Source organism: Bradyrhizobium iriomotense (genome assembly GCF_018129405.1).
Lineage (GTDB): Bacteria > Pseudomonadota > Alphaproteobacteria > Rhizobiales > Xanthobacteraceae > Bradyrhizobium > Bradyrhizobium iriomotense_B.
The window spans coordinates 213,069-238,545 of the sequence record NZ_JAFCLP010000001.1; the positions used below are offsets into that span (position 1 = coordinate 213,069).

The 25,477-nt window shown below is 65.9% G+C and carries 9 protein-coding genes and 1 riboswitch; of the genes, 5 read left to right on the plus strand and 4 right to left on the minus strand.

Features of this window, described 5'->3' with window-relative positions; translation table 11 throughout:
• Nucleotides 1-50: 50 nt before the first annotated feature.
• Nucleotides 51-269, minus strand: a riboswitch (cobalamin riboswitch).
• A gap of 39 nt (nt 270-308) precedes the next feature.
• A complete protein-coding gene (gene cobO, locus JQ592_RS00860) occupies nt 309-944 on the plus strand; it encodes a cob(I)yrinic acid a,c-diamide adenosyltransferase (protein ID WP_211401041.1) in 636 nt (211 codons plus the stop codon).
• A 5-nt stretch (nt 945-949) separates the two neighbouring features.
• Nucleotides 950-2,398, plus strand: a complete 1,449-nt coding sequence (locus JQ592_RS00865) for a cobyric acid synthase (protein ID WP_211401042.1) — start codon at nt 950-952, stop codon at nt 2,396-2,398.
• On the opposite strand, the gene cobD is transcribed toward JQ592_RS00865, so the two are convergent.
• Together cobD and cbiB are read right to left on the minus strand one after the other, a co-directional pair.
• On the minus strand, nt 2,387-3,352 hold the full coding sequence (gene cobD / locus JQ592_RS00870) for a threonine-phosphate decarboxylase CobD (RefSeq protein ID WP_211401043.1): 966 nt from the start codon (nt 3,350-3,352) through the stop codon (nt 2,387-2,389). The two genes, JQ592_RS00865 and cobD, sit on opposite strands and share 12 nt — an antisense overlap.
• An 11-nt stretch (nt 3,353-3,363) precedes the next feature.
• On the minus strand, nt 3,364-4,305 hold the full coding sequence (cbiB, locus tag JQ592_RS00875; RefSeq protein ID WP_349630432.1) for an adenosylcobinamide-phosphate synthase CbiB: 942 nt from the start codon (nt 4,303-4,305) through the stop codon (nt 3,364-3,366).
• 121 nt (nt 4,306-4,426) lie between these two features.
• Here cbiB and cobU point away from each other — a divergent pair, with 121 nt between their 5' ends.
• Genes cobU through bluB form a run of 3 tightly spaced genes read left to right on the plus strand, consistent with a single transcriptional unit; the run spans nt 4,427 to nt 6,346 of the window.
• Nucleotides 4,427-4,930, plus strand: coding sequence for a bifunctional adenosylcobinamide kinase/adenosylcobinamide-phosphate guanylyltransferase (gene cobU / locus JQ592_RS00880; protein WP_211401044.1), 504 nt, complete (start codon nt 4,427-4,429; stop codon nt 4,928-4,930).
• Nucleotides 4,927-5,709, plus strand: a complete 783-nt coding sequence (gene cobS, locus JQ592_RS00885; protein WP_211401045.1) for an adenosylcobinamide-GDP ribazoletransferase — start codon at nt 4,927-4,929, stop codon at nt 5,707-5,709. The genes cobU and cobS overlap by 4 nt, the downstream gene beginning before the upstream one ends.
• A 4-nt stretch (nt 5,710-5,713) precedes the next feature.
• Nucleotides 5,714-6,346 carry a 5,6-dimethylbenzimidazole synthase gene (gene bluB, locus JQ592_RS00890; RefSeq protein ID WP_211401046.1) on the plus strand — a complete coding sequence of 211 codons (633 nt, stop codon included), beginning with the start codon at nt 5,714-5,716 and terminating at the stop codon, nt 6,344-6,346.
• A 17-nt stretch (nt 6,347-6,363) separates the two neighbouring features.
• Here the strand turns inward: bluB and JQ592_RS00895 are convergent, their stop codons facing one another.
• Complete coding sequence (locus JQ592_RS00895; RefSeq protein WP_211401047.1) at nt 6,364-8,049, minus strand: ShlB/FhaC/HecB family hemolysin secretion/activation protein; 1,686 nt, start codon at nt 8,047-8,049, stop codon at nt 6,364-6,366.
• Nucleotides 8,050-8,053: 4 nt separating this feature from the next.
• Nucleotides 8,054-25,408, minus strand: a complete 17,355-nt coding sequence (locus JQ592_RS00900) for a leukotoxin LktA family filamentous adhesin (RefSeq protein ID WP_246820077.1) — start codon at nt 25,406-25,408, stop codon at nt 8,054-8,056.
• Nucleotides 25,409-25,477 lie beyond the last annotated feature (69 nt).

The following is a 25,477-nucleotide window of genomic DNA, read 5'->3' on the forward strand; positions in this document are numbered from 1 at the left end:
ATTCTCCTGAAGGCCCGCTTCCCCGTCGCGGAACACCCCGTCCGCCGGTCCGAAATTCGTCCGCGCTGGCAGGTCTCCCGGCTTGCGGAGCAGGGTTTTGCCCTTCGATCCCCGCCTTCCCGATCCCCTGGGAATCAGTGGCTTTGGGCATCTCTCCGGTCACGGTCGCGGGGGCGGCTGCATTTTGGACCCAAATCTTGCCGATTCGGACCCTATCGCATTCCCTCTTCGCCTGTCGTAGGACAGGAACCAACGCCGGGCCACCATTTGCCCCCGGCCGCCTCTTGTCAAGCCGAAGGACCCGTCAGATGACGCCTGAACCGGATACCCAAACGGCCGAGGAAACCGACGCCCGGCACGCTCAGAAAATGGCGAAGAAGAAGGCCGCCCGCGACAGGATCATGGCGACCAAGAGCGGCGAAAAGGGCCTCATCATCGTCCATACCGGCGCGGGCAAGGGCAAGTCCTCTTCCGCCTTCGGCATGATCGTCCGCTGCGTCGCCCACGGCTTTCCCTGCGCGGTCGTACAGTTCATCAAGGGCGCCTGGGATACCGGCGAACGGCGCCTGCTCACCGGCCATTTCGGCGACCTCTGCCAGTTCCACGCCATGGGCGAAGGTTTTACCTGGGAGACGCAGGACCGCGCCCGTGACATCGCGGCCGCGCGCGCCGGCTGGGACAAGGCCAAGGAGCTGATCCAAGATTCCAACCTGCGCATGGTCGTGCTCGATGAGATCAACATCGCGCTGCGCTACGACTATCTCGACATCGCCGAAGTGGTGGAATTCCTGACGACGCAGAAGCCGCCGATGACGCATGTCGTGCTCACCGGGCGCAACGCCAAGGACGAGCTGATCGAGATCGCCGACCTCGTCACCGAGATGATGCTGGTGAAGCATCCGTTCCGCTCCGGCATCAAGGCGCAGGCCGGCGTCGAGTTCTGATTTCGATGGCGCGCGCATTGATGATCCAGGGTGCCGGCTCGGACGTGGGCAAGTCGCTCATCGTCGCCGGCCTCGCGCGGGCGTTCACGCGGCGCGGCCTCCGCGTGCTTCCGTTCAAGCCGCAGAACATGTCGAACAATGCGGCCGTCACCGTCGACGGCGGCGAAATCGGCCGCGCCCAGGCGCTTCAGGCGCTAGCCGCCGGCGTCGAGCCGCACACCGACATGAACCCGGTGCTGCTGAAGCCCGAGACCGACGTCGGCGCACAGGTCGTTGTCCACGGCAAGCGCATTGCGACTGCCCGTGCGCGCGAATATGCGGCGATGAAGCCCTCGCTGATGGGCGCGGTGCTCGAGAGTTTTGAACGGCTCAAGGCGCGCGCTGATCTCGTGCTGGTCGAAGGCGCCGGCAGTCCGGCCGAGGTGAACCTGCGCAAGGCCGACATCGCCAATATGGGCTTTGCCCGCAAGGCCGGCGTGCCCGTCGTGCTGGTCGGCGACATCGACCGCGGCGGCGTCATTGCGCAGCTCGTCGGCATCCGGACGGTGATCGACCCCGACGATGCCGCGATGATTCAGGGTTTTGTCATCAACAAATTCCGCGGCGATCCCACGCTGTTCGACGACGGCTACAAGCTGATCGAGCAGAAGACCGCCTGGCACGGCCTCGGCGTGCTGCCCTGGTTTCCGCGCGCCGGCGAGCTGCCTGCGGAGGACGCGCTGGGCCTGAGCGATGCGCGCAAGCCCGGGCAATTCAAGATCGCCTGCCTCGCGCTATCGCGGATCGCGAATTTCGACGATCTCGATCCGCTCAAGCTCGAGCCCAGAGTGGATCTCGTGATGGTGCGCCCAGGCGAAGCAATCCCGGGTGACGTCAGGCTCGTCATCATCCCCGGCTCCAAATCCACGCGCGGCGATCTTGCTTTCCTGCGTGCGCAGGGCTGGGACATTGATCTGCTTGCGCATCACCGACGCGGCGGCCATGTACTCGGCCTCTGCGGCGGCTATCAGATGCTCGGGCGCAGCGTTTCCGACCCTGAAGGCATCGAAGGCCCTGCGGGCGACACGCCAGGCCTTGGGCTTCTTGATGTCGAGACGGTGATGAGCCCGCAGAAGACGCTGACGCGCGTCGCGGCCGTACACGCCGCGACCGATCGGCCGATCGAGGCTTACGAAATCCATATCGGCCGCACCGACGGGCCCGATCGCGCCCGTCCGTTCGCAAAGCTGAACGGCGAGCCGGAAGGCGCTATCTCGCGCGATGGGCGCGTGCAGGGCAGCTATTTGCACGGCCTGTTCACGTCGGATGATTTCCGCAAGGCGTTTTTGGCGAAGCTCGACATTCCCGCGGGCGAAGAGCCCTATCACATCAGGGTCGAGAGCGCGCTCGATGCGCTCGCCGACCACATCGAAAAGCATCTCGACGTCGAAGGCCTGCTCGCGCTAGCGCGCTAAAACCTCGGCAAAGCGCGACCATTCGGCTTCGCTGCCGGGTAGGCCGAGCCGCAGCCATGTCGGCTCTTGCGCGAAGATGCGCGACCAAATCTGCCCGCGCGCGAGCTTCTCCTGCGCGGCAAGCGCGTCAGGCGTCTGGTAAAGACGAAACAGCGGCGTGCCGCCGACGAGCCGCCATCCCTGCGACTGCGCCATGGCGTCGAGGCGGACACAATCACGGGCGAGCCGCGCGCACGTGGCCTCTGCCCAGGCCTCATCGCGCAACGCGCGGCAACCGATGGCGATCGCGGCGCCCGATATTGGCCATGGGCCTGACGCCGCCGCAAGTTTGGCGATGTCGGTCGAACTGCCGATCGCGAAGCCAAGGCGAAGGCCGGCAAGACCATAGAACTTTCCGAACGAGCGCAGTACGAGCAGTCCCGGCCGATCCGCTTCGGACGCAAGCGACAGCTGCGGAACCGCATCGGCAAAGCTCTCGTCGATGACGAGGCGGCCGACGCGCGGCAGCAATGTTGCTAAGTCCTTCGGCGAATGACGCCCCCCACCGGGATTGTTGGGATTGACGACGATCGCCAGATCCGCGCCCGCCAGCGCATCGAATTCCCCGACCTCCTCGACATCCCAGCCCGCGGCCGACAGCACCCCAGCATATTCATTGTAAGTCGGTGCAAGGATGTGCACGCGACCAGGCGGCGCCAATTGCGGCAGCAATTGAATGGCAGCCTGCGCGCCGCCCATCGCAACGAGCGGTGCGCTCGTGCGGTAGGCGTGCCGCGCTGCCTGATGCAAGGCATCGATCTCGGCACGCGACGGCAGCGCGCTCCAGGCGCGCATGCTCACCTCGCCCACCGGATAAGGCACCCGGTTGATCCCGGTCGACAGATCGATCCAGTCCTCGGCGCGGCCGCCGAACCGCTGCTGGGCCAGATCGAGATTTCCACCGTGCTCGCGCATGCCCCGTTCTTTCACGCCAAGGCGAGGATCGCAAGGAGGCTGGCGAGCAGCAGCATGGCGCGGCGGTAGACGTTCAGTCCTTCGCCGATGTCGGCGGGATGCGGATCACGCGCGCCTTCGTTGAGCCAGGGCTCCTTCGTGACGCTGCCATGATAGATGCGGGGACCGCTGAGCCGCACGCCAAGCGCGCCAGCCATCGCCGCTTCCGGCCAGCCGGCATTGGGCGAGCGGTGGCGACGCGCATCGCGCGTCATGCACGCTAGCGCCTCGGATCGGCGCGGTGCCAGCAGCACGAACAGAAGCCCGGTCAGACGCGCCGGAATGAAGTTGGCGACATCGTCGATGCGTGCCGCGGCCCAGCCGAAGGCCTCGTGCCGTTCGCTGCGATGGCCGATCATGGAATCCAGCGTGTTGATGGCCTTGTAGCCGAGAATACCGGGCAGGCCGAGCAGCGCGCCCCAGAACATCGGCGCCACGATACCGTCGGAAGCGTTCTCGGCGAGGCTCTCGATCGCCGCACGTGCGATGCCGGCCTCATCGAGCGCCGCGGGATCGCGGCCGACGATGCGCGAGACCGCCTCGCGTGCAGCGGCGACGTCGCCGGCCTGCAACGGCTTCGCGACAGCGGCAACGTGATCATGGAGCGAGCGCAGCGCGACCAGGGGCCAAGCGAGCGCGCCGACCATCACGATTTGGACCCAGCCCGAAGCCAGCAGGGACTGAAGCATCCAGCCGAGCGCGACGGAGAACGCAATCACCAAAAGCGCTCCTGCGATACCGGCAGCGCGCCGAAGTGCCGGCGGATCGGAGGAGCGATTCCAGCCGGCATCGATCGCGCCAATAAGCCGGCCCAGCCACGTCACGGGGTGACCGATCCGGGCGAACAGCCACGACGGCCAGCCCAGAAAGGCATCCACCACCATCGCCACCGCCATCGCACCCGCAAAACCCACATATTCCTCCTGTCCCGCCCCTGTTGCGCAAAGCGAGGGGTGAGCGCAAGCCCCCGGCGGGCTGATTTCGGCTTTGTCTTTGCCCGCGTTTGGTGATTAGTGCTGTCGACAGGAGACCTTCATGGCCGTCATTCTCATTACCGGCGGAGCGCGATCGGGCAAAAGCACGCGGGCGGAAGCGCGTGCGCGCGCCTTTCCAGGGCAACCTATCTATCTCGCGACGGCCGAGGCGCTCGACGCTGAAATGGAAGCACGCATCGCGAAGCATCGCGCGCGGCGCGGAACCGACTGGCTCGAGCGCGAGGTGCCGCTCGATCTCGTGCCCGCGCTGCTTGCAACCGATGGCGGCGGCGCAAGGCTGGTGGACTGCCTGACACTCTGGCTTTCCAACCTGATGCATGCGGCGCGAGACTGGGAGCGCGAAGTGAGAGAGCTTGCCGGCGCCCTGCCCCGCCTGAGCAGCCCCGTCGTCTTCGTCACCAACGAAGTCGGCCTCGGCATCGTGCCTGATAATGCACTGGCACGCAGCTTCCGCGACGCCGCCGGGATCATGAACCAGATCATCGCCGCGGTCGCGGACGAGGTCGAGTTCGTGGTCGCCGGCCTGCCGATGAAATTGAAATGATGCCGCGCGCCGAACTTTTCAAAGACGTCATCGCCGATCTCAGGATGGCGGCATCGTTCATCACGATCCTCCCCGTGGCGCCGTCGAAGCCCGCAACTGACGGCACCGTCGCGCGCGCGACCTGGGCGCTGCCGGTCGCGGGGCTGGTGGTCGGCCTTATCGGAGCGTTGGCTTACAAGGTCGCCATCCGCCTCGGGCTGACACCGAACCTTGCCGCCTTGCTTGCGCTCGCGACGACCGCCCTCATCACCGGCGCACTGCACGAGGACGGCCTTGCCGACACCGCCGATGGGCTTGGCGGCGGCCGGACGCGCGAACGCAAGCTGGAGATCATGCGCGACAGCCGGATCGGCACCTATGGCGTCTGCGCGCTGATCCTGTCGTTTGGCCTGCGCTGGAGCGCGCTCGCGGCGATCGCCAATCCCTGGGCCGTCACGTTGGCGCTGTGCGCTGCGCACGCTGCTGCACGCGCGGGCGTGCCGGCCTTCATGTCGCTGGTGCCGCCGGCGCGACCTGACGGACTGTCGGCCAGCGCTGGAGCGCCGCCTGGCCGCAGCGTGGCTATCGCCTTCGCGGTTGGAACGCTCGTGCTCGCCCTGGCGTTGGGGCCGGGCAAGGCGTTGGTCGGCCTGATCCTGCTCTCGCTCGCCGGACTGATGCTGGCGCGGCTTGCCATCCGCCATATCGGCGGGCAGACCGGCGACATTCTCGGCGCGTTCGAGCAGATTGGCGAGATCCTGATCCTGCTGGTTGCCGCGGCCTTTCAGATGGGACGCTGACCTCATGGTCGAGTTCGACGACACCTTCCGCCGGCACCTGCACAAGCTGTTCGTGTGGCGCCGCGACGTGCGCCGCTTTCGCAGCGATCCGCTGCCCGAGGGCGCCATCGATCGCCTGGTCGAGACGGCCTGTCTTTCGCCGTCGGTCGGCCTCAGCCAGCCCTGGCGCTTCGTCATCGTCGACGATGCCGCACGGCGCCGCGCCGTCGTCGACGACTTCAAGGCCTGCAACGCCGATGCGCTCAACTGCTACTCGGGCGACCGCGCGGCGCGCTATGCCACGCTAAAACTGTCGGGCCTCGAACAGGCCCCGGGCCATCTCGCCGTGTTCGCGGACAAGGCCAGCGACATCGGCCACGGCCTCGGCCGCGCCACCATGCCGGAGACGACGGAATATTCCGTGGTCGCCGCGATCACCGCAATGTGGCTCGCCGCGCGCGCGGAAGGCATTGGTCTTGGCTGGGTATCGATCCTGAGCCCGGATCGTATCCACACCATTCTCGACGTGCCTGATACCTGGAAGTTCATCGCCTATCTCTGCATCGGCTTTCCCGAGGCCGAATGCGACCAGCCCGAGCTGGAGCAGGCGAAATGGGAACACCGGCGCGGCGCAGACGAGTTCACGTTGCGGCGTTAGGCGCGTCTGCGCAAACGCTACGACTTGCTCTTCGCCGCAACCGGCGCCACGGGCGCGGCGCTCTCCTTCTGGAACATCAGCAGCGGCCGGAAGATGACGCGGCCATAGGCCTCGTAGTGGTTCTGGGTCGAGACTGCCATCTTCAGCGGCGTCGCATAATTCGCCTCGAAGGTCATGAACGACGCGTAGGTCCAGGAGAAACCGACGCCGACCGAGGCCATTTCGGTGATGCCGGGGAATGTCGAATACACCGCGCCCCAATCGGTGAAGATGTAGGTGTCAAATCCCTTGAGCCATTGCGACCAGTTGTAGTGCAGCTCGGCGTTGAAATAGTAGCCGCTGTCGCCGGACGCCGAATTGGAGGGATAACCGCGCACGGTGGTCGGACCACCGATCGAAAAGATCTGGTCGCCCGGCAGCAGCTTCTCCTGCGTGTACTGCCAGCTCGCCAGCACGTTGGCGCTGAAGTTCTGGGGCCCCGCGGCGCTGGTTGCGAGCAGCGAGCCGGTATAGGTGTTGAACGCGCGGTTGTTGCCGAGCACATGGTCTTGCCACGCAATGTAATTCACTGCCGGTGAGACCGTGATCGAATAGGTGTTGCCGGAATTGGTCACCGAGACGCCGGCCGTGGCCTTGTCGTAGTGGTCGTTGGTGACGTCGACCGTGGCGAAGCGGCTCACCGTCTTGCCTTCGGTCTCGGCCGCGTTGAGCAGCACCAGCCAGTTCTGCGTCACCCAGACCGGCTGGCTGAAATTGATCGCCGCCTGGCTCGAGCGTCCGGTGACATCGAGTGCGACGAACGGTCCCTGGATGATCTTGATCTTGCCTTCGGTGTAGCTGACGCCGACACGGCCGCCCCAGGGATTGACCGGAATGCTGTAGGCGACGTTGCCGTTGAGATTGCCGTCGGAGCGCACGCCGTAGAAGGTCAGGCGGTCGTCGACGCCGAACAGGCCGTGGCGCTTGTAGAAGGCCCCGCCCTCCCAGCGTCCGGTGTTCTCGACACCCTGGTTGTCGGTGAAGAGCTGCAAGGTATCGATCGGCGGCTCGATCACCGCGAACTGCAGATCGGTCAGCCCAAAGCTCGTTCCGGGCTGGAGCAGCGCCTTGATCTGCACGTCGTTGGTGCGATTGAACCAGATCACGTCGCGATTGAGTTTTGGAACGTCGAGGACCTCGCCTTCGGGCTCCCCGACGCGCTGCAGGATGTAGTCGGTGCGGGTCTGCTTGTTGCCCTCGACGGTCGTCTTCTGGAGCCGGCCCTCGGTCAGCTTGATACGGACGACCCCGCCCTTGGCATCCTGATCCGGCAGCGTCGCGATGCCTGTGACGATGCCGCGAGCATGGTAGATGGCGTTGATGTCGGCGACGAGCTGCAACAGCGCGGCGATATCGACATCCTTGCCGACATACTTCCTGGCGATCTCGTCGAGTTCGGCCGGCGTGATGAACTTGGACGTGTCGAACTCGACCTTGCGCAGGCGGAATTTCGGACCGCCCGGCTTCAGCAGCTGAGATTTTTCCCGCTCGCCGCCGATCACCGCGGGACCGGTGAGCTTTGGCGGCGCGCTCTGCTGTTCGAACTGCCGGCGCTGCCGGTCGACGTCGTTCTGGATCACGCCGGGATTGATCGACTGCGCGCGCGCGGGGACGATGCAGGATGCTGCCAGCCCGACCCCCAATGCTGCCCCCAGAATCCGCATCGCGCTACCATGCCTCCGCAAGGCGGCCGATGGCCGGCTTCGCGATCTCGATCGCCGCATCGTTCCAGCCCGGGCGCACCCCACGCTGCCCCTGGCGGCGCAGCTTGCGCATGTCACTCAGGCCCTCGATGTTGACCGCGGGACCGGAGCCGATGGTGTCGACCGGCCGCGGGGTCAGAAGCGCATCGAGCCGCGCCTGTCCGGAAAGACCGAGCTGGTAGAACGTCCCCCCATCCTTCTTCGCAAGCCAGGTTTCGATGCTCTCGCTGCCCTCGCCGTCGACGGAGATGTTGCGCACCATGCTCGCGCCGGTGAAGTCGGCGCAGCAGGTGTGGGTCGGCCCATAATTGGTGACTGTCGCAGAGACGTCGCCGGTGTAGAACACCACATAGGCATTGCTGACATTGGCGTTGCCGACCTGCGTCATCGTGAACACGCCGCCCGGCTGGTAGAGCTGGAGCGTCGGCCAGTTGGACGGCGCCGGCGTGCGGTTGTTGAGCAGCACCTGCTGCGTGGCAGTGGTGAGCATCAGCTGGCCCGGCACGTAGCCGTTGAGGATCGTGACGGCGTGCGCATCCGTCCAGAAATTGGCATCCACCACCCTGAACTGGTTGACGATGATGCTGTCCGGATCGATCGAGATGTTGGCGGACTTCGCGACGCCCCCGTTGTAGCCGGTGACGTTCAGGACCAGCGGGACCGGCGGCGTCGAGCGGATCTGCTCGCCCCTGACGTTGATCGTGTCGGCCGCGAGGTCGAGCTCCCTCACGACGCTGACCCAGTTGATCGTCAGGTCACCCGACGAAGTCATCCTGACGACGTCGCCGCTGATCCGGTCGAGCGAGACCGAGCCGGCCACATCGAAATGCGTGTCGCCGTGCGCCGAGATTGACCCGCCGCGGAGCGAGCCCGTGTCGGACTTGACGTTGAGGTCGCCGGCATCGCCCGGGATACCCGTCGTGGTGAGCTGGCTGAAGACGATGTCGTTGACGGCGTGCAGGGTCTGCGTGCCGCCGCTGATGGCGGTGCCGACGGTGATCCCTCCGGCCGTCGCGGTGACGTCGAGCGTGCCGCCCACGTTGAGATTATCCCAATGAACGACCGTTCCACTCAGGACTGCGTTGCCCGTCGAGGTCGTGAGGTTATGACCGCTGTTGGTGCCCGCCGCGATCAGCCGCGCCGAGCCATGAGCCGAGACCGAACCCAGCGTCGGCACGCCGCCGGCCATCACCGTCTGCGCGAGGATGAAACCGTTGTCGGCGGTGACGTTGACGTTGCCGGCATCGCCGGTGATGCCCGTCGTCGCCAGTGCGTTGAACGTCACGTTATCGCGAGCGTGGATGGTCTGCGTGCCGCCGCTCTGCGCGGTCTGGAACGTGATACTGCCCTGGCTTGCCGTCGCGCCCAGCGTCGTCCCGACATTGAGCGTGTTCCAGTTGATCGGGCCGCTGGCCGTCAGCAGGCCGGAGCCGGTCGTGGCGGCGAGCGTGTTGCCGGTGATAGTCGTGGCAGCCAGCAGCGTCGCCGAACCGTGAGCCGAGACCGAGCCCTGGCTCGTCACGCCGCCCGACGTCACCGTCTGCGCCAGCATGAAGCCGTTGTCCGCGGTGACATTGATGTTGCCGACATCGCCGGTGACCCCCGTCGTCGTCAGCGCATTGAACGTCACGTTTTCGCGGGCGTGGATGGTCTGCGTGCCGCCGCTCTGCGCGGTCTGGAACGTGATGCTGCCCTGGCTTGCCGTCGCGCCCAGCGTCGTGCCGACGTTGAGCGTGTTCCAGTTGATCGGGCCGCTGGCGGTCAGCAGGCCGGAGCCGGTCGTGGCGGCAAGCGTGTTGCCGGTGATAGTCGTGGCAGCCAGCAGCGTCGCCGAACCGTGAGCCGAGACCGAGCCTTGGTTCGTCACGCCGCCCGACGTCACCGTCTGCGCCAGGATGAAGCCGTTGTCCGCGGTGACATTGATGCTGCCGGCATCGCCGGTGATGCCCGTCGTCGCCAGTGCGTTGAACGTCACGTTATCGCGAGCGTGGATGGTCTGCGTGCCGCCGCTCTGCGCGGTCTGGAACGTGATGTTGCCCTGGCTTGCCGTCGCGCCCAGCGTCGTCCCAACATTGAGCGTGTTCCAGTTGATCGGGCCGCTGGCCGTCAGCAGGCCGGAGCCGGTCGTGGTGGCGAGCGTGTTGCCGGTGATAGTCGTGGCAGCCAGCAGCGTCGCCGAACCGTGAGCCGAGACCGAGCCCTGACTCGTCACGCCGCCGGAGGTCACGGTCTGCGCCAGGATGAAGCCGTTGTCGGCGGTGACATTGATGTTGCTGGCATCGCCGCTATTGCCCGTGGTCGCCAGCGACTTGAACGTCACGTTCTGGCCGGCATGGACCGTCTGCGAGCCGCTGCTGTCGGCGGTGCCGATGACGATGCTGCCGTTGTTCGCCACCGCACTGAAGCTACCGCTCGCACCGGTCGCGGTGCCCGCCAGCACCTGATCGAGCGTCAGGCCACCTGTGCCGATGATGTCCACGTTGCCCTTCACCGCGGACAGCAGGCTCGCCTCCGTATCGGTGAGTGCCTTGACGTAGATGTCGCCGGCGCTCGCGCTCGCCGACAACCGCGTGGCGCTGAACGCGAACCGGCTCGTTGCGTTGCCGATGCCGTTCGATGCGCTCAGCGAAACTTCGGCGCCCGCGCCGGAGGCTACGAACTTGGTCTGGCCATCGCCATTGTCGACAATCGCTCCCAGCGAGGCGACGCCGCCGGCGGTGACGATGATCGACGGGGCATTCGAGGCCGCCGCATAAGATTGCGACGAATTCAGCTGGCCGATCTTCGCATCGCCCGTGGTGGTCACCGAGATCAACCCGGCGGCGTTGATGGCCGAATAGGCGCCCATCGACAACGTCGCGGCCACCACGGTCACGCCGCCCGAGCTGCTGGTCGCAACCACCGGCGCCGTGCTGGTGCCGGCCGCGAAATTCATGCCGCGGTTGGCGAGCAGCTGCATCAGGCCAGCGCTGGTGATGCCGGTATTGATGGTGAGCGCGCCGCGCGCAACGTTCAGCGTCAGCGCACCGCCGGCCGTCAAGGCCCCGTAGGCACCGCTCGTGCCGACCGCGAGATCGCCGGTGACGGCGAGGAGGCTGAGGTCGCCGACCGCCGAGCCGGTCACCGCGCCGGAGATGTTCACCTGCAGCGGCTGGAAAGTCGAACCGTTGAAGCCGATGTTGCCGCCGGCGCGCAGGTCGAGGTCGGCGCCCAGAATGTGGATCGCCGTGCGGTCCGTGAAGTCGGCTTCGGCATAGATGCTGCCGATCGCGGCGAGCTGGATCGCGTTGCCGGCGGCGATGTTGCCGAGAATGAGATCGCCGGTGGTCTGCTTCACATAGATGCCCTGCGCCGACGAGACCTGGTCGAGCTGGTCGTTGCCCGGATCGGCGAAGGCGATCTGAAGTGCGTTGGTGTTGGTCGCGGGATTGCTTCCGGCGGCACCGGCGGCACCGACATTGCCGCGCTCGGCGATCAGGGTCAGGTTGGCGATATCGCCTGAGATCACGGCTCCGCCCACATTGGCGGAGATGCTGGTGACGGCGTCGAGCTTGACGTCACCGCGACCGGTCACCTGGATGCCGCTGGCCTGCGCGGCCGCGATCGGGCCGTAATTCGCGGTGACGCCGCCGAGCGCGAGGCTGTTCTTGCTGCCGAGATAGACGTTCGTCAGCGCCTTGGCCGAGATCGCGACCGGGTTGTCGACGACGACGAGGTTCTGCTGCGACAGGCTGACCGTATAGGTCGTGACGTGGGTCGTCGGGTCCGTGACCGCGCCGACGGTAAGCTGGCCGGGCCCTGCCGTGGCGAGCAGTCCCCTCTGCTCCGGCGTCAGCGACGAGGAATCGACGCTGGTGAACGTGAACGTCTGGGGCGCGGCCGAATTGCCGACCGAGCCGCGCGGCGCGTAGAGCATGATCTGGTTGGCGCTGACATTGGCCACGACGTTCTCGTCGATCGGCGGCGGCGCCGCACCGACGGCCGACGACGACACCGTGTAAGCGAGCTGGCTCTGCGTCCACTGCGAGCCCGCGGTGATGATGCTGTAGACCCGCTCGGTCGATGCGAGAGTATAGGTGTAGCTCGAGCTGAAATGGCCCGGCTGCAGGGCGGCCTGGAGCGCGGCGTTGGTCGGCAGGAACTGCTGATTAATTGCCACGCCCTCGAACAGCTTGGTGAACAGGGTCGTCGAGAGCGAGTTGCCGAACAGCGACGCCAGCGGATCCGCGGGTGCGGTTCCGAGCAATGTGGTCAGCGAGCTCTTGAGCTCGGCGGTGCTGATCTGGCCGAGCAGGAACTGGTCTTTCAGGAAGCGCGTCGTGGCCTCGACCTGCATCTGCGTCGTCGTGACATTGGCGGGATCGATGCCGAGCTTGGCAGCCACCTGAGCCCGCAGCACCGTCAGCCCGACCGAGGTCGGATTGTAGGTGCTGCCGTCCGTGAAGGCGATGTTCCTGAGCTGGAAGTAGTCGTTGTAGGCCGACGTCACCATCGACTGATAGCTGTTGACGGCGTTGGTGGCGGCGTTGCCGCTGAGCAGGTCGAGGCTGGCCCAGACGTCCTGCAGATGCTGGCTCTGCGCCTGGGTGAGACCAACCGCCGCGCGTCCGTTCAGGATGTTGGCCTGGTTGCCGTCGGAGCCCGCCGCCTCGAGGAAGACCGGACCACCGGTCGACTGGACCGTGCCGAGGCGCAGATCGCCCTTGGACTGGACGATGTAGGTGCCGGTGGCAGAGGCGCTGTCGAGAACGCCGCCATCGACCGTGCCGTTGGCTTGCGTCGTGCCGGTCGCCTGGATCACCAGCGGGTTGATGTTGGTCAGGGTGGACGTGCCGTTGACGACGGCGCTCGTCGCGCCGATCGCACCGGAGGTGGAGTTGATCTCGATGTTCCTGCCGATCACGACGGGATTGGCGACGTTGTAGGCGGACGCCGAGTTGATGTCGCCGGTCGCCGAGAGGAAGACGCTGCCCTGCGGCGTGGCGCCTGCCGAATTCACCTTCACCTGGTTGATCGACAGCGAGCCGGTCGCGGCGATCGCGATGTCGCGGTCGATCGAGCTCGCGGTCAGGCTGCCGCCATAGAGTTGCACCTGGACGGGAGTCCTGTTGGTGCCGAGCGTGCCGATGCCGCCGTCACCCCGAAGCGTGACGCTCGTCCCCGAGATCACCGGGTTGTTGGCATTGGCGCCGACCGTGATCGTCGAGTTGGTGCCGGTGGCGCTGAGCGTCGTCGCGCCCTGCAGGTTGTTGATCGACCCGTTGATGACGATGCCCGAGGTCGAATTGACCACGACGTCGCTGCTGCCGCCGCCGGTGAACTTGATGTTGATCGGGTTCGACGCCTTGACCGTGTTGGTCAGCGTGAGCGTCAGATGATCGTAGATCTGCTGGTACCAGTTGTACTGGGCATCCGCGCCGCAGCAAGCGTTGGAGTGGGTGTTGAGTCCAACGGGGGTCCCGTCCGGGTTCACGCCTCCCGCCCAGTGATAGCTGCCGGTGGCGGTGGTGACTTTCTGATAGTTGCTGCCCTGCACGCCCGAAACCAGGCTGGTCGAGCGGGTCCAGTTCTCGCCGGTGGCCTGATTGGGCGTGAAGCTCCAGCCGTAGTCGAACTGCGTACTGGTGGGCAGACGATCCAGCGTCGCGGTGTCGACCCACTGATAGAGCATGTTCTCCTTTGTCGCGTACTGGATACCCGCCGTACCGGTCCGGGCTGCAAGCATCGACGGGTCGATCGCGGCCGCAGTGACGCTGTTGGTCTCGTACCGCGACACCTGCTGGCTGCTCGCAGCCTTGGGATCGTAGACCCACCACGTCGTCTTCCCCTTGAGCTGGTCGACGATCTCGACCACGCTCTGGGCAGTGACGCTGGTATTGATGGTGTTGGTGACGAGTTGGAGCCCGCTGGCGTTATTGACCGTGACCGTGCCGGCGCCGCCTTTGATCTCGATGTTGCCCTGGGTCTGGGTGCTGTCGGTCGAGGTCGAGATGATCTTGCCGTTGAGGTAGACGTAGCCGCCGGCGCCCTGCGCCACGCCGTTCAGGATGAGCTGGTCGGTGAGAGCGTTGTACTTCACCCCGATCTTGGCGTCGCCGCTGGCCGACGCCGTCACAGAGCCCGAGACGTCGTAATAGACGCCGTTCCGTGCATTGGCCTGGGCCGCGGCAAAATCCGCGCCATTGTTGCGGTTCTTGAGGCCGTTGCTGCCATAGATGGCATCGTACGCCGCGGCGCCGATGTTGACCGAGTAATTGCTGCTCGAGCCGGCCTGGATGGTGCCGTTGATGTTGATCACCGACGCCGAGATGATGACCGCCTGGCCGCTGATGGTCCGGGTGGCTGTCGCGGTGGCCGGCGTATCCGCGGTCTTCGGCGTGATCGCATCCGGCTGGATGTTGATGACCTGGAAGAAGCCCGTGTCCGAGCAGGCTGTCGCACAATTGAACGGCGTCTTGTACGGACCGCTATCGGTGTAAACGTTCCGGCCGTCATAAGTCGTTTTCTGCCATTGTGCGAGCACGACATTGTTCGAGGTCAACGACTGCCCCTCGATGATCTTGAGGGTATTGACGTCCGGCACGCTGCCGGCATCGGGAGTGCTGGTGTTTCCAGGCGTGCCCCGGCCCATCGGCAGGAAGATGGCCGAATAGAGCGAGAGGCCGTCGTAGTACGTCATCAGCATGCGCGCGGTGAAGATCGTGCTGGCGTCGGCGTTGGCGACCGGTTGATACACGCCGTGGCTGCCGTCGGCACAGCAATAATAGAAATACGGATGATCCGATCCCGAACCGATATGCGGAGCGGTGTAGTAGTCGCCGTAGGCGCCGAGATAGGTCGCCGCAGTCATCACCGCCGTCAGCGCGTCTTCCGGCCGGTTTTCGGTGCTGGCCCATTGCGAGGTGACCGCGCTGCCGCTGTCGTAGAAGCTCCCGATGCCGCCGAGGAAGGTGAACGTGCCCTTGGGCACCACGATCTGGACGGTCGCGGCGCTGAGTGACTGCGATGCGACGACGCTGCCGAGATTGTTGATGATCTTGAGCAGGCCGTTTGGGTTGTTGACGGCGCCGTTGAAATAGATGTCGGGCGTGCGGGTCAGCACGTTGCCGTTCTGGTCGATGCCCTGGCCGGAGTCCGGATCCAGCCGGTTGTAGGTGGCCGAGACGTCGATGACCGGCGTCGCGCTCGGCATCGCGGTGAAGGTCACATTGGAATGCGAATCCGGGTCGACGTGGTCGATCTGGCGGTAGGTAATGTTTCCTCCGGTCACATCGGTGACCGTGAGACTGCCCAGGCTCATGAAGTCGAGGCCCTTGTTCTCGATCTTGATCAAGGGCGAACTGCGCGCGATGACCGCCGGCGCCGCGGGATTCGTGCCGCTGTTGCCGGTGAGCTTCTGAGCCAGGATCGAGACGTTGCCGGCGGACACCATGATGTCGCCGAACGCAAAGGCGTTGCCGGGTGCATCCGAGGTGAACGGCGCCTGCTTGATCAACGTGTCGATCTGGCGCTGGATGTCGCCGGTCGGATCGGTGCCGGACGGCGTCATCGACGCGGGCGCCGTCGGCGTCGCCGCCGCGAGCTGCGAGCGGACCTGAGCCTCGGTCAGGCCGGTCAGCGACGCCAGCTGGTTGACCACCAGCTGGTAGGGATTGAAGTTGCCGACGATGGCGTACTGGACCGTCTGGTGGTTCCAGCTCATCACCGGGCTGAAGTGATTGACGTCGGAGACGGACTCGAGGGTCAGCGCGGAGTACGGGCTCGTCGTGCTCAGGGTCGGCGTGCTCGCACCGAGCTCGATCGTGATCGTCAAATCGTTGTTGATGCCCGCAACCACCAGGCCGTTGAGCGCGACGTCGCCGGTTCCACTGGTGTGGCTGTGGTTGTCGCTGTTCTTGGCGCTGAAGATGTCCAGATACGGATTGTAGTTGCTGCCGTTGCCGGCCGCCGTGACCTGCCCCTGCGTTGCGCCGAGATAGATGTCCCGCGCGCCGAGGATGCTCGAGGTGGGGGCCAGGGTCAGGCTCGTGGTGTCGTCGGCATTGGCCGTGCCGCGGTAGAGCGTGGAAATCGGAATGGCGGTGTTGTTGTAGACGACCGTTGTTGCCGTCGCCTGCACGCTGCTGAAGACGCTGCCGTCACCGGCGAGGCCCGCATAGATGGTGATGTCGCGCCAGGCCACGATCTTCGCATTGTCGCCGACATTGACGGACTGGTTGGCGTGAACCCAGCTGTTGGTGCTGGCGCCGACGCCCGCAATCGCGCCGTAGAGGCTGGCATTGGCGTTGTTCGCCGCCGCCATCTTCGCGGCCGTGCCGATATAGATCTTGCCGGCGCTGAACAGCTCGCGGGCATTGATGTTGACGGCGAGCGTGGCGTTCGCCGTCATTTTGGATTCGGCGCCGCCACCGGCGAAGAAGCTGGCCGTGGCGAGACTCGCGGTATCGTTGGTGTTCAGCGTGTTGTAGGCCTCGATATTGATGAACGCCGCCGACGTCCGCGGATCGTCGTTGAGGCTCAGCACCGTGCCGGCGCCGATATTGGTGTTGACGTGCTGGGTAACGGTCGAGGTGCTGAGAGCGGCTGCTCCCGAGAACGAGCCGCCGGAACCCGATCGCGCGCCGCCGCCGCCCTGGTTGACGATGTCGTTGGCGATGACGACCATGTTGCCGCCCGCCGAATTGATGATCAGATGCGTTCCGATCTCGGCCGTGGTGGTGGAGTCGACGTCGTTCTGCGCCTTGCCAGCCGAAACGCCGGCCGTGGACGCCTGATAGGCATCGCCGCTCGCGGCATAATTCGTGGTGTGGATGGCGTTGATGCGGAGGCCGCCTAAGTAGAGCGTGTCATCCGCCGTGCCGCCGTCGAACCGCGCATTGGTCACGGCGGTCGAGCTGGTGGTGGCGACCGCCGCGGCGCCGGCATAGGTGCCGCCCGCGCCGACCATCGCGCTGGAGACGTTGGTGTCGGTGCCGGTGGCCGTGATCCGGAGGATGCCCGTGTAATTTTCGTGATTGAGATTATCCATATCCGCCGGCGCACCCAGATAGGCATAGGTGTGCGCGCTCGACGACGTCTGCGCGACGGTGGCGCCGAGCGCCAGGAACCCGGTCGAAAGGCCCGTCCCCTCGGCATATTGGGCGCTGTCGTTCTCGGCCGCGATGGTCACGTTGGCGTTGGGCAGCACGATGCCCGTCCCGCCATAGGCGTTCACCGTCGCGTTCTCGGACGCCACGGCCAGGCTGCCCTGCGCGCCGATCAGCGAGCCGCCGCCGCCGGCGAGCGCCTTGGCCCAGGTCGTCGTGCCGCTGGTCGGAACCAGCGCCATGGCGGTCACCGCGAGCGCACCACCCGAGAAGCTGACATTGTCGCCGACATCGGCCGTCACCGTGGCGCCGACCGTGGACTTGGCAATGGCGACACCGACAGCGCCGCCGCCGACCGAGACGCCGATCGCTTTGCTCGAAAGATTGGGCGTAATCGACGCCGACACCAGCGTGCCGACGCCGGTCGCGGACGTCGTGATCGAGGCACTGCTGCCGATCTCCGCCAGGACGGACGAGTTTTCGTGAGCCTCCGCATCCGCACCGACGCCGGCGACGATACCGCCGCCGAGGGCGGTGGACGTCGTCGTCAGCGTGCCGGCGCCGCTTGCGCCAACTGCCAGAGTCGCGACGTTGATGGTGGAGCCGTTCAGAACCCGCGCGGCGACCGAGCTCGTTCGGCTTGCCGTTGCGAACGAAGCACCGACAGCCACGGCACCGCCGGTGACGCCCCCGGTGAAGACCACCTGGGTCGTCGAATCCTGCGCCATGACAGCGGTGCCATTGCCGGTGCCGCTCGCGCCGGTGATCTGGCCACCGAGCAGGGCCGTCACGGTGTTGGCGACATTGCCGACCGCCACCGCCGCCTGCGCGCCGAAGTAGAGCGCCGCACCGCCGGCGATCGCCTCGGTGTCGATGGTTTTGCCGGCATAAGGTCCGGTGGTCGCGTCCTTGACGACCGCCGCAACGGTGACAATCGGTGCCGATACGGCCAAAGGCGTATCTGCGGCCACCAGCACGCCGGAGCCGTTGCGTCCGTAGTCACTCACATTGGCGAATACGATGCTGTTGACGCTGGTGTAGCCGATGCCGGCCCCGATGCCGACGTTCTTGGCGAAGCCGGCGCCGAGAAGATACATCTTGGCCGCATTGGCGCTGGTGGCAGCGACATTGACTTGCGTGCCCGCGACGTTGCCGCCCGCGATCTGCGCGACGACGGCGTCGCTGCCGCCGCTCAGCACGCTGCTGACGTCGTAGGTCGAGCTGACGTTGGCGCTGTTCGGATTGCCGGCCGTGCCGCTGGCGACCGCGTTGCTGCCGTGCGAGTTGTTGGTGCCGTTGTTCACGGACGCGATGGTGCCGTTGTTGCCCTGATTGAGCTGGCCGGTCTGCTGGCCCTGGGTGTCGGCGTCGGCGGTGTTAGTGCCGATGATGATGACGCCGACGGTCGCGCCGATGCCGACGCTGCCACCGATGCCGGCGGTGACCGCGTAGGACAGCACCTCCTTGGTGCTGAGCGCGTTGACGTTGATTGCGCCGGCCGAGTTCAGATTGCTGTTCCAGCTCTCGGCAACGGTCCGGCTCTTGAACACGATGATGTTGGCGGCGGCGCCGACGCCGACCCCTGCCCCGCTCGCGCCGACCGCGAGCGCACCCGCGATCTCCTTGATCGCCACGTCCTCGTTGGCGTTGATGGTGACCGCACCGGCCGCACCGCCCGTCACCGATTGCAGCGTGGTGTCGTAGACGCCGGCGATGGTGGTGTTGTTGGCGATCTCGATGTTCGCCATGCCGGCAATCGCGGCCGTGCCGGTCGAGAGCGCACCGCCGATGGCATAGGCCTCGAAGCGGTTCTTGGTCTTGGCCTCGACGTCGAGCGCGCCGCTCAGATTGAGCGCGGTCGTGTGTGCCGCGCCATTGCCCTGATAGTGGAACTCGTCGCCGACATAGGCCTCGGTCCGGTTCGAGGAGACCTGGACCAGGAACGCCGCGCCGATCGCGGCCTGGCTGCCATAGGCGCCGGAGCCGTTCGCGGAGAAGATGCCGGTGTTGTTGGTGGCGTTCACCGTCAGTGACGCAGCCGTCAGCGCGCCGCCGTCGACATAGGCTTCCGTCGTCGCCTGGAAGACGTTAAGCCCGACCGAGCCGGTGTTGAAGCCTATCGCGATCGAGGACGCATCCTGCTCGGCATTGGCCTTCACGGTGACAGCGCCGACCGTCGCGCTCGACGACTGCACGCCGCCGACCGTGGCATTGGTGATGGTGGCGAACGTACCGCGCTGCATCGTGGTGCTGATGACGGTGGCGCCGCCGCCGCCGTTGCCGGTCGGAGCCACGATGCCGGCACCGAACGCGCCGGAATAGGAGAAGCTCGACGCGGCGACCTCGATCTGCGGCGCCAGCGTCGACGACGTCAGGCGGGTGTCGATGGCTGCGCTGTCGACATAGGCCCGGGTCGCCCCGCTCATCACATTGGTGATCGGGTTGATCATGATGGAGATGCCGCTGCTCGCGGCGACCGACGCGACGTTGGTCACGACCGCCTGATGCGAGCTCGCGACGACGGCAAGGCCGCGCACGGTGTCCTGATTCTCGGTGAGGTCGGGCGTGGTGTCGGTCGGCGCATGCGCAGTGCCGAGATCGAAGGCATGCACGAGCGTACCGTTGTTGACCGACAGCGTATCAGTGCTGCTGGTCCCGAGCGCGTCGACCTTGGTGTTCGCGCCGCTGATATAGGCCGCCGTTGTCCCGGTGATCTGGTTGGTGACCAGCGAGCCCGCGCCGCCGGCCGCCCCCTTGCTGATCGACACGGCGCCGGCGAATACGCCCGCCTTGTCATTGTTGCCGGCGGTCACGCCGACGTTGTTGGTGGCGGTGACGTCGGCGCCGTTGATGCCATTGGTGCCGGCGGCGGTGATGCCGGCGGTGACGTTGGTGCCCATCAGATTGGTGGCGACGGAACCGGCCAGCCCGACCTGCGAGGACATCGCGATACCGACGGCGACCGTCGAGATGCTGGCGTTCGAATTCGCACCCACCGCGACATTGCCCGAGGCGGTCAGCTTGGAGCCGGTGACGCCGGCGCTGACATTGTTGGCGATGCTGCTGTAGACCAGCGCGAGGCCCGCGGCGCTGCCTTGCGTCGAGGCGCCCGCGACCGCTGCGGTTCCCGTGATGCTGGAATTGTCGGTCGCGGTGACGGAAATGTTGCGACCCGTGACGGACGATTGCGTCGTGCTGGACAGGTTGTTGCCGATGGCCGCGGAGACGGTATTGGCGATCGAGCTGATCGTCGTGCCGCCGACGCCCGCAAATTGTCCGGTCGCAAGACCGAAGCCGATCGTGACCGACTGGATCTTGGAGGAATCGACCGCGCTCACGCTGACATTGCCGTTGCTGCCGGCCGTCATCAGGACGTTGGCGATATAGGCCGAATGCGTCGTCGCGATGGTGTTGTAGACGATCGAGGCGCCGACATTGTTCTTGCCGGCCTGGATGAGGCCCGCAACGGAAACGATGCTGGCGCCCGGACCGTTACCCGTGCCGTCGTTGAGCGCAGCCGCGCTGAAGTCGATGCAGTTCTGCCCGCCGGTGCCGCCGGCGACCGTGCAGGTGTCCGTGGCGAGATGATTGTTGTTCGACTTCTTGACGAGGTTGCCGAGCGCGGTGTCCAGCGCCGACACAGCGCCGCTGTCTGCCAGCACCGTCACGCGTCCAACGTCGATGTTCACCGTTGCGCCGCTGTTGATGTAGGCGGTCGTGGTCGGCGAGATCTCGCTGACGACGATCGCGCCGGCAAGCCCGTTGGACCCCGCCCCACCCGAGGCCGCACCGGCCGCAATCACGCTGGCGCTGTCGGCCAGCACCAGCAGGGTGTCGTAATTCGAGATCGAGGTGCTGCGGATATGCGCGTCGGTCGCGTTTCCACCCGTGGGATCGGCGATCGACGCGTAGGTCAGCCCGATGCCGACGCCGGCCTGGCCACCCGTAATGTAGAGCGAGCCGCCGCCGATCGCGATGTTCGTGGTCTGGTAGGCGTCGACCTCGAGCGCGCGATTGACGCCGCTCGCCTGCCCCGTGATCGTCGAGCTCTCGATATAGGCGTTGGCGCTGTCCGTGATGATGCCGACCGAGGCCGACAGCGACGCCGAATTGGATTTCGATCCCGCCACGCCGATGGCGACGACGGTCTCCGAGCCGCCATTGAGCGCCTGCACCGTCACCGAACTCTGGTTGCTCATGGTGGTGCCGTAGATATAGGCGAGCGTCGCATTGTTCGACATCGCCGCTGCGATCGCGCCGCCGATCGCAGCCCCCGTGGCGGACCCACCGGCCAGATTGAGCGCCGCCGAGCCCGAACCATTGTTGAGCATGGTGTCGTTGAGCGCCTGAACGATCGTGTTGGTCAGCACCGCGCCGGTCGTGGTGTACTTATTGACCGTCGTGTTCCTGATATAGGCGCTGGTGCCGAGCGAGACGTCGCTCACCGACGAGCTTCCGGCGAGATCGACGCTGAAGCCGCTGGTGCTCGATCCCGAGGTCGAACCGATCTTGCCCGCCGCCGTCGTCACGCCGGCGGTGCCTCCGGTCGAGGCGGCGCCGGCAGCGCCTGCCTTGTCGGAGAAACTCGACGACGCCGGGTCGGAGACGGCTGCCGCGACGGCGGCCGCCGTGATGCGTCCCGAAGTGGTCGCGCTGAGTGTCAGATTGTCGACATTGACCGCCCCGCTTCCGCCGCTGGTGCCGGCGAACGGATCGTTGGCGCTGAACATGCCGGGCCGGATGTCGGAATGGTTGTCGCCGATATAGGCGGAGGTGTCGGTATTTGCGCCGAGATAGGCGACCGACAAGCCGACCGCCGACCCGCCACTCCCGTTATAGCTCATCGCGCCGGACAGCGTCACGACCGACAGATCCTGCTGCGCCAGGATGCCGACGGTCGGGGCATAGACGGTGGCCCGGCTCGAGATCGACGCGTGCGTCGTGTTGTTCAGGAAACCGAGCGAAGTGATGCCGTTCAGCGCCAGCGTGCCGGCAGCCTTGCCGGACGACGGTGCGACAGCGACGAACTGGTCGGAAGTGATCGCGTTGACGGCGATGTCGTCCGCCGCACGCAGCGTCGCACGGTCCGAAACGCCGGCGATGGTCTTGGTGTTGAACTGGACGAGATTGAGCGCTCCGCCGACCGAGGAGCCGCCCGAGGTGTTGCCGAACAGGAAGCCGAGCGTGCCGACATTGCCGGCGGCGTCGATCGACGCCGTGGTCGTGGTGGCCGCGATCTGGAGGCTGGCGTTGTAGGTATGGAGGTCGCCATTGTCCATCCCGACCGACCAGCCGGTGCCACTGCCGCAGGCCGCGGTCGCGCAGGTCGCCGTCAGGCTGGCGCTGCCGGCCACCCACGCCGTCGTGTTGTTGTTCACGACGAAATGGTTCAGCGAGCCGGCGATGCCGATCGTGTCGCCGGCGTCCGCGGTGGCATTGGCGTAGCTGGTCAGGATGTTGCCGCCGACGCCGAGATTGCCGTTGAGGTGGCTCAGCACCGCCCCCAGTCCATCCCATTTCAGCCAGGTGTTGGTGATCGGCAATTCGGTGGTGGCATCGACGGCGATATTCGCCGCGTTGACCAGGGTTCCGCCCCCGATATAGGCGTTCGAATTATGCGTGAAATTGCCCCAGGCGACGGCCGCGCTGATCGCGGTGCTCTCGCCGGACACCGGGTCCTTCGTAATCGCGCTGGACGTCGCATTGCTGCGAACGCCGCGATCAATGACATTGCTGGCGACGGCGACGTTGCCGCTGGCATAGATGCTCGGCGCGCCGCCGCTCGGATTTTGCGCGATCGCAGCGGTCGCGCTCTGCGTGCTGTTGGCCAGCGAGAGCGCGCCTGCGACCTTGAAATCGAAGCTCAACGGCACCAGCGAACCCATATGGTCCCTGATGATCGACGTCGGCGCGGTGACGGCACGCAGCCCTCTTTCGATTGCCGCGATCAGTGCCGGGAGGCCGGCGATGGACGAAGCCATCGTGGAATTGAGCGTGGTATCGGACGTCGCTTCGACCAGAACGGAGCCGTTCATCCGGTTGGCGGTATCGGTTCCGAGCGATGCGCCGAGCGTTGCGGTCGCGGATGTCGTGATGTCGCTGATGGCGAATGCCCCGCCGACAGCACCGCTCGCCCCCGTTCCGGGCGCCGCAACCGACGTTGCGCTGGTCGAGAACGAGTTGTTGTTGATCGCGCGCACCTTCAGGGTGCTGCCGCTCGTGTTCACCGTGCCGGCAGCAATATGCGCGCCGGTCGCGACGTTGGCGGTCGTCGTCACCGATCCCGTGGAATAGGCCACCGTCGGGACAATCTGCGCGCTCGTCGACGCCGCGAGGGCCGAGATGGCGATGGTCGCATCGTTGAGCGCCTTGATCTCGAGGTTGCCGCCGGCGTTGATCGTCGCGCCCGAGGCCACGTTGGTCGTGGCAGTGCCGTCGATCTTGCCGACGACCACACCGGCCGCGACAGGCGTGAGGCTGCCGAGCAAGGTGGAGGCGACCGCCGGATCCGACGCGGTCTCCGTGGCGTGTGCGGAAATGGTCACATCGCCGCGGCCGTTGATGTCGGCATGGCTGTTGATGTTGATGGTCGCCGTGGCGCTTGCCGCGACATAGCCGCCATTGAGCCCGAGCAGCGAGGCGGCAAGTGTCGAGCCGACAAGCGCAAAATCGCCAGCCACGGAACCGTTCAGGAAGCTCGACACGGCCGTCGAGGTCGCACTGATCGAGATGATGCCGCCGGTGATCTTGCCGTCGACCGTGATCGACGTCGCGGCGGTGGCCTGGCCGGACAGCTTGATGTCGCTCGCCGTCGCCCGCAGCGTCACATTGCCGTCGGTGTAGCTGGTTCCACCGAAATTGACCGACTGGGCCAGGATCTGCGCGCCATTCATGATCTCGATGTTCGGCGCGTCGATGATGACGTTGTTGGCGTTGCCGGACGAATGGCCGGAGCCATCGAGACGGCGGGCATCGATCACCGCATGTGCGGCGAGCGTGATGGAATGATCGGCCTGAATGAGGTAGTCGGCACCGGCGCTGAGCCCGGCGAGCGCATTCACGATGGAGCTGTTCGACAGCGTCACGCCGGTGTCGCCCTGAGCGGCATCACCCACGACCACGTCGGTCGGGTCGATCAGCAGCGTGCCGGCCTTGCCGTTGTCCGCACTGAGATCGACCTTGATGCCTTTCCCGATGTCGATGATCCCGTTCGCGCTGAAATCGACGAGACCCGCATTGCCGCTCTTCGCGCTCGCGTCGAACCTGGCGCCGCCCGCGACGGTCAGGTTCTGCGCCGCCTTCAGGCGGATCTCGCCGGCATCGCCGGTCGTGCTCGCGATGTTGAGATTGGCCTTCTTGCCGACATCGATGTTGTTGCCGGCCTGAACCGTGATGTTGCTCGGCGTCGTAGTCTTGCTCTGCGCAGTGAGACGCCCGTTGACCCTGGCGTTGTTGACCGCACCGATATGGATCGAGCCGTTGCTGACGGTGATTGAGCTGGCGCTGCGCAGGCCCTTGGAGTTGACGGAGGCCGCGAACTTCGCGGCGTGATCGAGATTGGCGATGTCGCGCTGGGTGGCGCCGCCGACATAGACGTTCTGCCCGGTCAGGCGCACGCCATCCTGGGCATTGACCCGGCCGTAGATGCGGATGTTGCCGTCGGGCGAGACCGGGAACGAGCCGGCCATCAGGTTGCCGACCGCCGTGCCGTTGATAGCCCCTCCCGGGCCGATAAGACTATCCGTGAATTCGCGCGTCGGCGTCGAGACATTGAGGCTGCCGACATTCACCGTGCCGGAACGGCCGACCACGAACCCCTTGGGATCGGCGAAATAGACGTTACCGCCGATCGCACCGTTCATGTAGGAGTTCAGCGTGCCGTTGACGTAGACCGGCGCGTCGCGAACGATGTTGACGAGGTTCTGCGTCCCCGTCGGCAATTGCAGATTGACGGTGTTGCCCTGCCCGACGCTGAACTGCGAAAACGAGTTGAAGGCGTTGTTGCCCGCGACCGTCGACGTCGTGACATTGGTGATGCTGCCGGAGGTCTGAAGGCTGGTGCCGGTGCGTCCATCCGGGACGATGACGTTGGCGGTCTGCGCCTGGACGCGGACGCTGTACACCGGCAGGAAGACCATCTGCATCGCGCAGAGCAGCGACATCGAACGGAAGCGCGCCAGCCCCCGCAGCGTCGTCAACTCGTCATTGTCTCGCGTTGCAGATGGTCCGCGCATTTCAGATCCTCATCATCGGCATTGGCGCCGATCCACAACCGGGTGGGAGAATGTCGAAAGAAGCGTCCG

Excerpts from the sequence above, each read along its gene's own strand:
- JQ592_RS00895 (WP_211401047.1), bottom strand. The coding sequence starts at position 8,049 with ATGCGGATTCTGGGGGCAGCATTGGGGGTCGGGCTGGCAGCATCCTGC.
- bluB (WP_211401046.1), top strand. The coding sequence starts at position 5,714 with ATGGTCGAGTTCGACGACACCTTCCGCCGGCACCTGCACAAGCTGTTC.
- cobD (WP_211401043.1), bottom strand. The coding sequence starts at position 3,352 with ATGCGCGAGCACGGTGGAAATCTCGATCTGGCCCAGCAGCGGTTCGGC.
- JQ592_RS00900 (WP_246820077.1), bottom strand. The coding sequence starts at position 25,408 with ATGCGCGGACCATCTGCAACGCGAGACAATGACGAGTTGACGACGCTG.
- cobO (WP_211401041.1), top strand. The coding sequence starts at position 309 with ATGACGCCTGAACCGGATACCCAAACGGCCGAGGAAACCGACGCCCGG.
- cobU (WP_211401044.1), top strand. The coding sequence starts at position 4,427 with ATGGCCGTCATTCTCATTACCGGCGGAGCGCGATCGGGCAAAAGCACG.
- cobS (WP_211401045.1), top strand. The coding sequence starts at position 4,927 with ATGATGCCGCGCGCCGAACTTTTCAAAGACGTCATCGCCGATCTCAGG.
- JQ592_RS00865 (WP_211401042.1), top strand. The coding sequence starts at position 950 with ATGGCGCGCGCATTGATGATCCAGGGTGCCGGCTCGGACGTGGGCAAG.